Raw genomic sequence first — 12,773 nt, 5'->3', positions numbered from 1 at the left:
TGGAGTTTGAACTCCGTACTGTATTTGCTCATAAAACAAAACCCCCTTGGTTGGACATAAGGTCCAACTTTTGGGGGTCAGTTCACGAAGGCGGTTTTTTACATTTCTTTACTTGTTTTTAGTGTGCATGACCTTGCGGGTTGATCGGCTTTTTATTGAAATTACCATTTGGCATATTTCTGCCATTCATCATTTGCTGATGTGCAGCCTTCATATCCTCATGCATTTCAGGATGACAGAACTCATGGTCAGCACTATTGCTGGTATTGCCCATTTGATGAGTGCTTGCCCCCTTGTAACCCAAAAGGGAGGGATCAAGCATGCCGGCAATCATGGCGATGTGCCCAAATACTAAAAATAATGCGACACAGATAGCATGAATTTTCAGTTTACCCATTTGGTCCATGGTTTTATTCACAAAACCAAACTCTTGCAACGCTATCCAAATTAGAGGCAAGCCCCCGATCAAATAACTAGCCACTGCAATTACGTCTATAGCAGTGCGCCATTCATCATTTTTGGTAATCGGGAGTACCGCAGTAGTTATTAAATAGGCGATGATGCCAATAAAATATAGGCCAACTGTCGTTCCTGAAAATCGATTCAAGTGATAAATAAAGCCATCAAATTTTCGGGTAAATAAGATATACAGTTCAGTGATTGCTAACGTTTCAGCGAGCACGATCGGTATCGCCATAAAGATTAAGAGGTTCCAAGGCTGATTGTCAGCCAATAGCTCCATGTAGTGAGTCATGTTCATTACTATTCTCCAAAACGGAAATTATCAAAAGGCATCTAAATGCCACAATCTAAAGTGATTACAGATAATTTCTGGGAGGCTTGTAAATGGACTCAGCAATATTAGATGCAGGTGTTGAAATATCGCCATGCAAGTACACGTCGACCAGCTTGGCCGAAGAAAATTCAGGTGAAGCAGTCAGAATCGCAACTACCGCACAGCAATAATGGGTAGCACTAGTATTGCCACTCATCTTGCCGCCCTCGGTATTACCGACCGATCCTGCCTCTTGGCAATGATCATGCAAGGAGATCATTACTACGGTGCTTGAAGCATTTAAATCGACAGGCATCATCGCAGCATTGATTTGGCTGACGAAGAGACTGATAAATAGAAATGCGACGAATTTCTTCATGCTCTCAGTTTACGCTTTTTTGAGACTTTCGATGCCAAAGACTATTACTATCCGCCCTCCAAAATAGTGGCCTACCCTGCTTTACATCGAGTCTGGCTGGAAATTCCCAAACCTGTGCGCCAGTAGTTGGTGTTTGGTGAAATGGAATACCCATACTTTGATATCGAGCAGTAACTGTTGGATGTGGATGTCCGTAACGATTGCGATATCCGTTTTGGGCAAATGCTTCGTCAGGGCTAAGCGCTAATAAGAGCTCTTGAGATGAAGATGTTTTGCTGCCGTGATGTGGCGCCATGAATACCAACGCTTTATCCTTCAAATGATTGAGGGCTGCTTGGGTTAAGCGCTCAGTAATTTCAGCCTCACCCTGCTTTTCTACATCACCAGTCAACCAGAATGAAGTTGTTGAGTTGCGCACCTCTAAGACACAACTCACTTCATTAGGCTTTCTGGGGTGCTGATCCTCAAAAATCGTATGCTCATGCGGATGCCATATATGAAAGTCCACCCCATCCCATGACCATTGCTGACCAAATCGACAAGGCATCGCGGGGATTTTTCTATCCTCTAAATTAGTAAGCAATGGATTAGTACTCGGCAAAGAACCCATCATCGAGTCAAAGTGAATTTCTTTAAGCAGGGTAGCAGCTCCTCCTATGTGGTCACTATCACTATGACTAATAACCATCCGATCAATATGATCAATCCCCCACCCTCTTAAGTAGGGTAGGATAATTCTTTGGCCAGCATTATCTTTTCCCTGAATAGGGCCAGTGTCGTATAGCAAACGTTTAGTTTTGGTTTCGATGAGAACTGCCGTACCCTGGCCGATATCGAGTACTGACGCCCGAAACTCGCCTTGCACTAAATTGAAATTCGCAATTGGCTGAACAAACAAAGTTGCACACAATATGAGGCCGCCAACTCTTGATGCCCAACTCTCTCGTATAGACCCAGGACGAATCGCAATAATGATGCCAAAGGTTGATAACACGATTGCCCACCAAGCAGGCTGACTAGACCAAGCAATTGCCCATCTCCAATTCGCCATCCAAGTCAGCATGATGGCCAAGTAATCCATTGTGGCATGTGCTGGCATCAGCAGCCATTTACCAATGAAGTCAGGCAATAAAGCGCCGGCAATAGCCAGAGGCGTCACGATATAACTCACCACGGGAATGGCAATAGCATTTGCTAGCGGGGAAACTATCGAGACTTGATAAAACCAATACAAGGTCAATGGCAGGAGCGCAATAGTGACAACCGCCTGCACACAACAAGCCTCTCTTAGCGCCTGAGTAAGTCTATGACGCCAGTCAACTTCCAACTCCCTGCCAGTGGGTAAACCTAACAAGCCATCGGAATTCTGCATCGCATACAAAATTGCCGCCACCGCCCCAAACGAGAGCCAGAATCCCGGCGTGTATGGCGCCATCGGATCAATCAGCAGAACAAGCAATAGGGCCCACCACCAAATATCAAACGATCGCGGATTTCTGCCGGACCATAGTGCAAATGCAACCACCCCCACCATATACATCGTTCGCTGCGCTGGAATCTGAAAGCCAGCCAACCAGGCATATACAAATGCCGTCAGAAATCCCACCGCCGCTGCAAACTTGCTCACGGGAATCCATAGCGGCAGAGTATTGCGACGCCATAAAAATCTGGCAAGCATGGCACCAAATCCAGCCAACATCGTGACATGAAGCCCCGATATCGAGATGAGGTGCCCAATACCGGTAGCATTAAATACACGCCAGTCCTCTTGGTCGATGGCATTTTGATCACCCATCACCAGCGCTGCAATCACACCACCATAACGCGCATCCCTCGAAAGCAGGTGCTGAATCTTGTCTCTTAATTTCCAACGCTGATACTCCATGGCTAGAGCGAACTCAGTAAAGCCGATATCTTTCTCGAGCAATAGCTTTCCCGACCTAACTGATCCACTGGCACCAAAGTCTTGATGAAAAGACCAACGTTCAAAATCAAAAGTGTAGGGATTGAGAGATCCATAAGGTCTTTTAATTTTGACTTTGAATTCCCAGCGCTGACCTGGAATGACTTGGGGAATATCTTGTGGATTGCGCCATGCAGGCTGCCAACTCAAATACACCTGCGGAGGAAAAGATTCAATTAATTCTTTACCCAAAAATGCCCGATCTACCTCAAATGAAAACTTCGCGCCACCAGGAGAGCTCTGCGGCAAAGCATTGACTCTGCCCTGGAGAATAAAGTCCTTTCCCTCATACTCGATTGAAAGGACATGAGCCAGTCGACTTTGTGCGTATTGCGCATTCCAAGCAAATCCAAAAGTAAAACAGCATGCAGTTAGTAATGCGCTACTTGCATGGCAATACTTCATGAAAGAACAATTAATGTAAATACCAGACAGGGAGATGAGGATAGTAGTTATACATATCCAACGCCAATACTCTGGCACAGCAGGCAAAAAAAGAAGAAGCGATCCCCCGGCGATAAACGCCGCAATATTGATTCGCAAGCTCTTAAGAAGCGGATTGTGGGTTTGAGTTGTTAGTCATTAGAGATGACCAACGGGGTAATGCTTGCATGGCATTTTGCCAAACTGCCTTTGAAAATACTTCTTCACTTACCCCGCGAGTGCCAGCTAGTTGCTGAGCGATTCTGGGAAGTAAAGCTGGCTCATTGAAGCGACCACCCTCCTCCTTGAGCCAGGCCGGCGGAATATCCGGCGCATCAGTTTCAGTAACGATGCTCTCTAGAGGCAATTCGTGCAAGAGGCGGCGAATCTGCAATGCTCGATCATAAGTTGCGGCTCCACCAAATCCCAGCTTAAAACCCAGCTCGATAAACTGCTCGGCTTGCTGATGGCTGCCATTAAAAGCATGCGCAATACCGCCCGGCACTTTTCTTTTGCGCAGCGCTTTGAGAATGGCATCTTGTGAGCGGCACACATGCAAAATGACTGGCAAATGGAATTGCTGGGCCAAATCGAGCTGCGCATGAAAGAAATACTCTTGGCGCTGAGGATCGAGTCCCTCAACAAAATAATCTAAGCCAATCTCACCAATACCTACAAAGCGAGGATCATCTAACGAGCGCTCAATTTGATGTTTAAGAGCATCGATATCACTCTCTTGTGCGCGATTGATATACAGCGGATGAATGCCTAGCGTATAAACCAATCCTGGTATTTGATTGCCATATTGGTTTGCTAAATTTATAGCTTGATCCCAATCAGAAGCCTGAACTGTGGGAAGCAAAATAGCCTTAACACCTTTATTCGCTGCGCCTGAAATAATCTCTGGAAGAGCATCCTTGAACTCCGGAGCATCTACATGGCAATGGGTATCAACCCATGCGAGTTCTTTACTGACTTCGCTCATTTGGCGAAGGTCTTTAGTACTCCGCGCTCTAAATGCAAAATTCGGTCACACCGTTTAGCGCGAATCGGATCATGAGTAACGATCACAAAAGCAGTACCCTGCTCACGTGCAATATCTAGCATTAAATCAAATACACCATCGGCAGTTTCGGTATCCAGATTGCCTGTTGGCTCATCTGCTAAGACGCAAGCAGGGTTACCTACTAAAGCACGGGCAACCGCAACACGTTGACGCTCACCGCCAGATAGTTCACCCGGAGTATGCTGCACTCGCTTTGATAGCCCAACTGCGTGCAACATCATATTTGCACGCTCCATAGACTCTTCATTGCTCAATCCACGAATACGCAGAGGTAGCGCCACATTCTCAACAGCACTAAATTCATCCAAGAGATGATGGAACTGATAAATAAACCCTAGGGTGTGATTTCGCAGTTGATCTAATTTACTTGCTGGTAATCTATGGAGATTCTCTCCAGCCAGAATGACCGTACCTGAGCTTGGCGTATCTAAACCACCCAATAAATGCAGCAAGGTACTTTTACCTGAACCAGAAGAACCAACGATAGCGACCTTCTCAGAGGCGCTCACTTGCAAATCAATTTCCTTAAGGACATCAACCGCTGTCTGTCCTTTACCATAGGTCTTTGCTAGACCTGATGCACTCAGAATGACATCTGCATTTAAGTCATTTTTTACATTATTCATAGCGCAATGCCTCCGCAGGCTGCACTTGGGCAGCTCGTCTGCTTGGGTAAAGGGTGGCTAATACAGAAAGGCCGAAAGCCATTAATCCGACAGTGACCACATCAGACAAGCGAACGTCCGATGGCAGCTCACTAATAAAGTACACATCGCGTGGCAAGAAGCGCACGCGGAAGATCGCCTCAATTGCAGGAACAATCACGTCAATATTTAAAGCAATGAGAAGCCCCAAGCCAACACCGGCGAGGGAGCCTAACAAACCAATCGCTAAGCCTTGGACTAAGAAGATCCGCTGAATGAGGGCTGGGCTTGCACCCATCGTTCTCAAAATGGCAATATCAGCCTGCTTCTCATTCACAGTCATCACCAAAGTAGACACCAGATTGAAAGCAGCTACAGCAATGATGAGTGTCAGAATGATGAACATCATCTTTCTTTCAGTTTGAACAGCAGCAAACCAATTGCGATTAGATCGTGACCAGTCGCTAACCCACAAAGCTTGTGGAACAACTTGGGCCAACTCAGAAGCAATCTCTGGCGCACGTTGCATATCATCCACCTTGACTCGTAAACCAGATGGATCTTGCAAGCGTAATAGAGCAGCAGCATCTTTCCAATGCATGATAGCTAAAGAACTATCGTATTCATAATGACCGCTATCCACAATTCCAAGAACTTGTAGCGTTCGCATTCTGGGCATAGCACCCGCAGGAGTCAGGTCGCTCTCTGGCACAATTAAATTCACTCGATCGCCAACACGTGCACCAACAATATTGGCAAGTTGCGCACCTAGGGCAACACCAAAAGTACCCGGCTTGAGATCCTCAATACTACCGGCAACAAACTGCTTTGGTAGATCAGAAACCTTACCCTCTTCACTTGGTAGCACTCCACGAATTGCAACGCCACGCATCACACTATCGCGACTTAACAAACCTTGCGAGCTCACCATGGGAGCAACCCCCACCACGTGAGGCTGTGCAGCGACCTTTAGAGCAATGGGCTCCCAATTCGCCAAACCATCAGGGGCGGTAATTTCGACATGAGAGAGTACGGACAGCATGCGGTCACGAACCTCTTTTTGGAAGCCATTCATGACTGAAAGCACCACAATCAGGGCAGCAACACCCAAAGCGATGCCTGCAGTGGAGATTCCGGAAATAAAGGAAAGAAAGCCATCACGCTTACCCACGGTCTTTCGACGCTTGGATCGGGTGTAGCGTAGGCCAATTTCTAGCTCAATAGGAAGTCTCAACATAGTTACAGTTTAGTGAATTAAACGAGCAAACTGATGGATTCTGTAAATGCCACCTAAAATCAGGGGAATGACTGCCAATTTAAGCCCCCGATCTAGCGCTTGGCGACGCTTTACCCTGATGGTGTCAGGGGAAGATGCTATTGATGATGGGTTAGAGCAAAATGCGCCCCCAAGTGGATTGCCACAAGAACGCTTCTTATTGGGAGACCGGCTACCCATTGCCTCAGTCTTGCTATTGGGTCAAAGTGATTTAGCAGTAAACCCAAATGAAACGATTGCCTGTCTTCAGCCAGTTCACCTTCACGCCACCCGGGATCATTTAATCTTAATGACCCAAAGTCAGATTGATCTGACAGCAAATGAATCTGCCAACTTGCTACAAGTTGCCCTACCCTTCATCGAAGAAGATTTTGGAAGCAAGATCTTGCTCCAAGGGCAGCGTGATTGGTTTATTCCAGCAGGTCCATTTGCAAGCCTTGCAACGCACTCGATTGATCAGGCGCATGGTCGCAACATTGATTGGTGGATGCCACGCGATACCAGCGAAGTTGGCATTGCTAAATTCTGGCGCAAACTCCAAAATGAAATTCAGATGCTCTGGCACATTGATCCAGTCAACGAAGAACGGGAACAACGCGGATATCCAAGCATTAATTCTCTGTGGATTAGCGGTATTGGCAAGCTGGCTGATATTCAGACGCCTCCATTGCTTGAGAACGTAAACCAGATATATGGGGATCACCCCCTGTTAGCTGGGTTAGCCAAATATCTTGAAATTCCACAGCAGGATGAAATTGATTTTTCAAATCTGAAAAATACCTTTGCATGGATTAATCGCCCCGAGAACATTTGGGGCAATCTGAGACAAGCTCTTCTAAATAGTAAGCTGGATGAAATTGAAATCATTGACTTTCCCAAGGGCCAAGCTCGCCACCGGATACTCACAACTAAAGACTTAAACAAAAAATCGTGGGCATTCTGGAAAAAATCAGAAGCCTTAACCTGGCAAGAAATCATTTCAGCATGAGCGTATTTTCTAGACGCCCCTTCTCTGATCGCACAGCCAGTTGGTTACAACAAAGTGGTCTACATCCATTACTGTCCAGGCTGTATGCAGCACGTGGCATTGACAAACCGGATGAACTCTCTTTAGATCTCAAGCAACTACTCTCACCAGTAGAGTTAAAAAACTGCATCAGCACTGCCACCCTACTCGCAGATATCCTCGAACGTAAAGAATCCATGCTGGTGGTTGCCGACTATGACTGCGATGGCGCCACTGCATGTGCCGTTGCACTCCGCGGTTTAAAGATGCTGGGAGGAGTAGATACCCCAATTCAGTTTTTAGTACCAAACCGTTTTACGATGGGCTATGGATTAACTCCAGAGGTGGTGGATCTAGCTGCCCAGCAAACTCCCAAGCCCAAATATTTAATCACAGTGGATAACGGCATTGCTAGCGAAGCCGGGGTAGATCGAGCCCGCGAGTTAGGGATGGAGGTGATTGTGACTGACCATCATCTACCAGGCGATCGACTGCCCAGAGCCACTGCAATCGTCAATCCCAATCAGCCTGGCTGTAGCTTTCCGAGCAAAGCACTCGCAGGTGTAGGCGTGATGTTTTATTTATTAGTTGCTCTACGTGCAGAGCTTCGTCAACGCGGCAAATTTACCGCTGAGACTCAACCCAAAATTGAGAATCTATTAGATCTCGTAGCCTTAGGTACCGTAGCAGACGTTGCACAGCTTGATCGCAATAACCGTATCTTGGTTTCCAACGGTTTGAAACGCATTCGTGCGGGAGTATCGCAAGCAGGTATGCAGGCACTGTTTCAGGCTGCGGTGCGGGATCCTCGCAAGGCCAATACTTTTGACTTAGGTTTCGCTATTGGTCCTCGATTAAATGCTGCTGGGCGCTTAGCGGATATGACTCTAGGCATTCGCTTATTGCTAAGCGATAAACCTGAAGAGGCTGTAGAGCTCGCTTATGAACTAGACCGCATCAATCGCGAGAGACGCGTGATCGAAGGCGGAATGCAAGAAGCCGCCCTCGCGCACCTCGCTGAAGATCAATTGGCGGGCACCATGGCTGATCGCTCAAGCATTTGCCTCTGGAATGCAGAATGGCATCAAGGCGTAGTTGGTATCGTTGCATCCCGCCTCAAAGAACGCTTTAATCGTCCCGCGATTGTCTTCGCACCCGCAGATGGCTCCAACGGAGAAGAGTTGCGTGGCTCCGGCAGATCATTAACAGGTTTTCATCTACGCGATGCCTTGGACATTGTTTTCAAACGTGAACCGGGTCTGATTCTCAAATTTGGTGGCCACGCCATGGCCGCAGGTCTGAGTATTAGAAAAGCGGATTTTGAAAAATTTGATGCGGTGTTTCAGCAGGTAGCTAATGAATTACTGAACGATGAATTATTAGAACGTCGCCATGTTCATGATGGTTCGCTTGATCTATCTGAATTCACACCCGAAACTGGGGATCTCCTTGCCGAAGAAATCTGGGGCCAAGGTTTTCCTCAGCCCATTTTTTATGGGGAATTTGAGGTTGGGCAGCAGAGCCTCATGAAAGAAAAACATTTGCGCTTGCAGCTTCGTCCGATTGGGGATGGTCAACTGGCTAGCAAACCATTTACAGGGGTCTGGTTCAACCGGACACAGCCATTACCAGCTAAGGCCAAACTGGCCTATCGCCTAGTGACAGACCGCTTCCAGGGGCAGGCACGCGTGCAACTCATGATTGAGGCTCACGACGAGGCCTAAGCTGCAATAACCCCCTTATAATTAGGGGATGGAAGCCGAACAACTCAATATTATTTCAAATACCCTGTCCGATCTGCTCACTCGTGAGCAAGCACTTCGGGGGTATCTTTGACTTCGAAGTAAAGTCACGACGCCTTACTGAAGTTAACTCTATTCTTGAAGATCCCACCATCTGGGATGATCAAAAGAAAGCCCAAGCTCTCGGCAAAGAAAAGAAATTGCTCGATGGCGTTGTTGCCACCCTCACCGATTTAAATAGCAATATCACTGGCGCCCTCGAATTATTCGACATGGCCAAAGAAGAAAGTGATTTTGAAACCATCGGCGCTATCGAACAAGACGTTGAGAGCTACAGCAAGATCATTCATGATCTTGAGTTTCGCCGCATGTTTCATAACGAAATGGATTCCTGCAGTTGCTTTATTGATGTTCAAGCAGGTGCTGGTGGAACAGAGGCTTGTGACTGGGCCAGCATACTCCTGCGCCAATATCTCAAATATTGCGAGCGAAAAGGCTATAAGACAGAAATCTTAGAAGAATCTGATGGCGACGTTGCTGGTATTAAGAGTGCCACTATTAAGGTAGATGGCGAGTACGCTTATGGGCACCTTCGCTCAGAAACTGGTGTACACCGCCTGGTACGTAAGTCGCCCTTTGATTCATCCAATGGTCGCCACACTTCTTTTGCCAGTATTTATGTGTACCCAGAAATTGATGACTCAATTGAGATTGACGTCAATCCGGCAGACATTCGTACTGATACCTATCGCGCCTCTGGTGCGGGTGGTCAGCACATTAATAAGACTGACTCGGCGGTTCGCTTAACCCACCTTCCAACTGGAATCGTGGTGCAGTGTCAGAATGACCGAAGCCAGCACCGCAACAGAGCTGAAGCAATGACGATGTTGAAGTCACGCCTTTATGAGCACGAGATGCAAAAGCGTCGTGCTGAGCAAGATAAGCTTGAGGCCAGCAAAACGGACGTGGGCTGGGGCCATCAGATCCGCTCATACGTGTTGGATCAAAGCCGCATTAAAGACTTGCGTACCAACGTTGAGATTTCCAATACACAGAAAGTATTGGATGGCGATCTTGACGCCTTTATTGAAGCCAGCCTGAAGCAAGGCGTTTAATTCCTTACCCCTATTCCAGTTATAAATATTCTATATGAACTATCAAGCGAATTCCAATCCTAACCAGGCTGCAGCCACTGAGGCTGTTGATGAAAATCACATCATTGCAGAGCGTCGCGAAAAGTTAGCTAAATTACGCGAAGGCGGAGTAGCCTTTCCAAACGACTTCGTACCTACCCACTTAGCGACAGATCTACATACCCACTACGACAGTCTTACTAAAGAAGAGTTGGCCGCCAAAAAAGTGCATGTCAAAGTTGCCGGTCGCATGGTGCTTAAGCGCGTGATGGGTAAAGCCAGTTTTGCAACTATCCAAGATCGTAGTGGTCAGATTCAGTTCTACATCAACGATGAAATCAGTGGTGCAGATACGCATGGTGCATTTAAGCACTGGGATATGGGTGACTTTATCTCTGCTGAAGGCAATCTATTTAAAACAAATAAGGGCGAGCTCTCAGTCGAATGTAGCAATCTACGTCTCCTGAGCAAATCTCTGCGCCCTCTGCCAGATAAATTCCATGGTCTTTCTGATTTAGAGACTAAGTATCGTCAACGCTACGTTGATTTGATTGTGAACCCAGAAAGTCGCAATACTTTCCGTGCACGCAGCAATACGATTGCCTCCTTGCGTCGCCACATGCTCGATGCCGACTTCATGGAAGTCGAAACACCGATGCTCCACCCTATTCCGGGTGGCGCTACAGCCAAGCCGTTTATTACTCACCACAATGCATTAGATATGCAGATGTTCTTGCGTATTGCACCTGAGTTGTATTTAAAGCGTTTAGTGGTTGGTGGTTTTGAGCGTGTATTTGAAATTAACCGCAACTTCCGCAATGAAGGTGTTAGCCCGCGCCACAATCCAGAATTCACGATGATGGAATTCTATGCAGCCTATACCGATTACCGCTGGTTGATGGATTTCACGGAGAATCTAATTCGTGCTGCCGCAATGGATGCACAAGGTACTGCAGTCCTAGCTCACCAAGGTCGTGAGCTCGATTTGAGCAAGCCGTTTCAGCGCCTAACCATTACTGAAGCCATCTTGAAATATTGCGGTCAGTCCAACAAGAGCTATGAGCCCGCTCAATTGGAAGATGCTGCATTTATTCGTACTGAGCTGAAAAAAGGTGGCGAGAATCCAGATAGCCCCACCCTGAAGAACGCGGGTATTGGCGCCCTTCAACTCGCTTTGTTTGAATTGGTGGCTGAGTCGCATCTATGGGAGCCAACTTACATCATCGATTATCCAATCGAAGTAAGCCCTCTCGCCCGCGAATCCGATACACGTCCGGGCATTACTGAGCGTTTTGAATTATTCATCACTGGTCGCGAGATCGCCAACGGCTTCTCCGAGTTAAATGATGCAGAAGATCAAGCCAATCGCTTCCGCAAGCAAGTTGAGCAAAAAGAAGCTGGTGACGAAGAAGCAATGTACTTTGACCATGACTTCATTCGTGCACTGGAATACGGTATGCCTCCAACTGGTGGTTGCGGCATCGGTATTGACCGCTTAGTCATGCTATTGACTGATGCGCCTAATATTCGTGATGTGATTTTGTTCCCACATCTGCGTCGCGAAGAAGAGTAATTTGCTTGATTACTGATTTCAGAAAAACAAAAAAGCCGCAGAATTGAACTTCTGCGGCTTTTTCTTTTTACGGAGTCGAATAACTCAGCTTGCTGGATATAGCTTCGTATTCTCGCTATCGATTACCGTGACATTAACTGGAATGCCCAAGCTAACACTAGAAGATACGGTGCAGAAATCCTGAAACTGAGCCAATACCCGCTCTAGGTTTTCCAGAGCATTTCCTGGCATACCAATACGAATTTCCACCGAAATTGCCAGAATACGCAAACGGTTTTCTGCATTTCTACCAATCTCACAGCTCGCCTTGGTTTCAATTGGCTCTGGATTTTGCTTAAACTTTCTAAGCGCAAAGAGGAGTGAATCAGATAAACAATTGGCCACACCAGCTAGTAAGAACTGAGATGGGGTTGCACCTTGGGATCTACCTAATGGCGGTGGCTCATCTCCATATATAGGCTCTCGCTCTTCATTGTAATAAATAGCAAATTGATAATCAGATTGCTGCACTAGGCGCACTGATGGAGATTCACTCATTTGGACTCCTTTTATGGTTACTGCGATTATTCAAACTTTACAGCCTCGGGTTTTGCAATTGGGTTTCCTGATTCACTCCAAGCATCAAAACCACCACTAATCGACTGAACATTCCGATATCCCATCTCATGCAAGGCTTTTGCAGCCAAGGCCGCTCTTCCACTTGTCTTGCAATAGAGCACAATCTTTAAATCTCGAACGCTCAATGCCGGATTGCCGCTTAACTTAAATTCCAGCATACCCCTCGACATATGAA

Annotated in this window: 12 protein-coding genes; 4 read left to right on the top strand and 8 right to left on the bottom strand. The window is 46.8% G+C overall.

What is annotated here, in order from left to right; genetic code table 11:
* Positions 1–118: 118 nt before the first annotated feature.
* The 6 genes from B7Y67_RS06325 to B7Y67_RS06300 form a co-directional block, all read right to left on the bottom strand.
* Positions 119–760 (bottom strand): DUF6803 family protein, encoded by a 642-nt coding sequence (locus B7Y67_RS06325; RefSeq protein ID WP_293597910.1) that lies wholly within the window; start codon positions 758–760, stop codon positions 119–121.
* Positions 761–818: 58 nt separating this feature from the next.
* Complete coding sequence (locus tag B7Y67_RS06320; protein ID WP_293597909.1) at positions 819–1,154, bottom strand: hypothetical protein; 336 nt, start codon at positions 1,152–1,154, stop codon at positions 819–821.
* A gap of 4 nt (positions 1,155–1,158) precedes the next feature.
* Positions 1,159–3,600 carry a DNA internalization-related competence protein ComEC/Rec2 gene (locus tag B7Y67_RS06315; protein WP_293597912.1) on the bottom strand — a complete coding sequence of 814 codons (2,442 nt, stop codon included), beginning with the start codon at positions 3,598–3,600 and terminating at the stop codon, positions 1,159–1,161.
* A gap of 64 nt (positions 3,601–3,664) precedes the next feature.
* On the bottom strand, positions 3,665–4,525 hold the full coding sequence (locus B7Y67_RS06310) for a TatD family hydrolase (protein WP_293597908.1): 861 nt from the start codon (positions 4,523–4,525) through the stop codon (positions 3,665–3,667).
* The gene (lolD, locus tag B7Y67_RS06305; RefSeq protein WP_293597907.1) at positions 4,522–5,232 is read right to left on the bottom strand and encodes a lipoprotein-releasing ABC transporter ATP-binding protein LolD; all 711 of its coding nucleotides are present in this window, start codon (positions 5,230–5,232) and stop codon (positions 4,522–4,524) included. The genes B7Y67_RS06310 and lolD overlap by 4 nt, the downstream gene beginning before the upstream one ends.
* Positions 5,225–6,484 carry a lipoprotein-releasing ABC transporter permease subunit gene (locus tag B7Y67_RS06300; protein ID WP_293597911.1) on the bottom strand — a complete coding sequence of 420 codons (1,260 nt, stop codon included), beginning with the start codon at positions 6,482–6,484 and terminating at the stop codon, positions 5,225–5,227. Before B7Y67_RS06300 ends, lolD begins: the two co-directional genes overlap by 8 nt.
* 70 nt (positions 6,485–6,554) lie before the next feature.
* Between B7Y67_RS06300 and B7Y67_RS06295 the strand changes: the two genes are divergently transcribed.
* From B7Y67_RS06295 to lysS, 4 genes are all read left to right on the top strand, one after another.
* On the top strand, positions 6,555–7,514 hold the full coding sequence (locus tag B7Y67_RS06295) for a hypothetical protein (RefSeq protein WP_293597906.1): 960 nt from the start codon (positions 6,555–6,557) through the stop codon (positions 7,512–7,514).
* On the top strand, positions 7,511–9,256 hold the full coding sequence (gene recJ / locus B7Y67_RS06290; protein WP_293597905.1) for a single-stranded-DNA-specific exonuclease RecJ: 1,746 nt from the start codon (positions 7,511–7,513) through the stop codon (positions 9,254–9,256). The genes B7Y67_RS06295 and recJ overlap by 4 nt, the downstream gene beginning before the upstream one ends.
* Positions 9,257–9,284: 28 nt before the next feature.
* Positions 9,285–10,389 (top strand): peptide chain release factor 2 gene (gene prfB, locus B7Y67_RS06285; RefSeq protein WP_216180522.1). Its coding sequence is split into 2 segments (ribosomal slippage): positions 9,285–9,365 and positions 9,367–10,389, totalling 1,104 coding nucleotides; the frame shifts between segments, so codons are not numbered across the junction.
* A 34-nt stretch (positions 10,390–10,423) separates the two neighbouring features.
* The gene (gene lysS / locus B7Y67_RS06280; RefSeq protein WP_293597904.1) at positions 10,424–11,980 is read left to right on the top strand and encodes a lysine--tRNA ligase; all 1,557 of its coding nucleotides are present in this window, start codon (positions 10,424–10,426) and stop codon (positions 11,978–11,980) included.
* Between the two features lie 84 nt (positions 11,981–12,064).
* On the opposite strand, the gene B7Y67_RS06275 is transcribed toward lysS, so the two are convergent.
* Both B7Y67_RS06275 and B7Y67_RS06270 read right to left on the bottom strand, forming a co-directional pair.
* Positions 12,065–12,517, bottom strand: a complete 453-nt coding sequence (locus tag B7Y67_RS06275) for an OsmC family protein (protein WP_293597903.1) — start codon at positions 12,515–12,517, stop codon at positions 12,065–12,067.
* 26 nt (positions 12,518–12,543) lie between these two features.
* On the bottom strand, positions 12,544–12,773 hold a 230-nt coding region (locus B7Y67_RS06270), incomplete at its 5' end, for a rhodanese-like domain-containing protein (protein WP_293597902.1).

The organism is Polynucleobacter sp. 35-46-11 (genome assembly GCF_002281105.1).
The sequence above is the reverse complement of the archived record's forward strand: the minus strand, read 5'-3'. Positions and strand labels throughout refer to the sequence as shown.

Excerpts from the sequence above, each read along its gene's own strand:
- B7Y67_RS06325 (WP_293597910.1), bottom strand. The coding sequence starts at position 760 with ATGAACATGACTCACTACATGGAGCTATTGGCTGACAATCAGCCTTGG.
- B7Y67_RS06320 (WP_293597909.1), bottom strand. The coding sequence starts at position 1,154 with ATGAAGAAATTCGTCGCATTTCTATTTATCAGTCTCTTCGTCAGCCAA.
- B7Y67_RS06310 (WP_293597908.1), bottom strand. The coding sequence starts at position 4,525 with ATGAGCGAAGTCAGTAAAGAACTCGCATGGGTTGATACCCATTGCCAT.
- lolD (WP_293597907.1), bottom strand. The coding sequence starts at position 5,232 with ATGAATAATGTAAAAAATGACTTAAATGCAGATGTCATTCTGAGTGCA.
- B7Y67_RS06295 (WP_293597906.1), top strand. The coding sequence starts at position 6,555 with ATGACTGCCAATTTAAGCCCCCGATCTAGCGCTTGGCGACGCTTTACC.
- recJ (WP_293597905.1), top strand. The coding sequence starts at position 7,511 with ATGAGCGTATTTTCTAGACGCCCCTTCTCTGATCGCACAGCCAGTTGG.
- lysS (WP_293597904.1), top strand. The coding sequence starts at position 10,424 with ATGAACTATCAAGCGAATTCCAATCCTAACCAGGCTGCAGCCACTGAG.
- B7Y67_RS06275 (WP_293597903.1), bottom strand. The coding sequence starts at position 12,517 with ATGAGTGAATCTCCATCAGTGCGCCTAGTGCAGCAATCTGATTATCAA.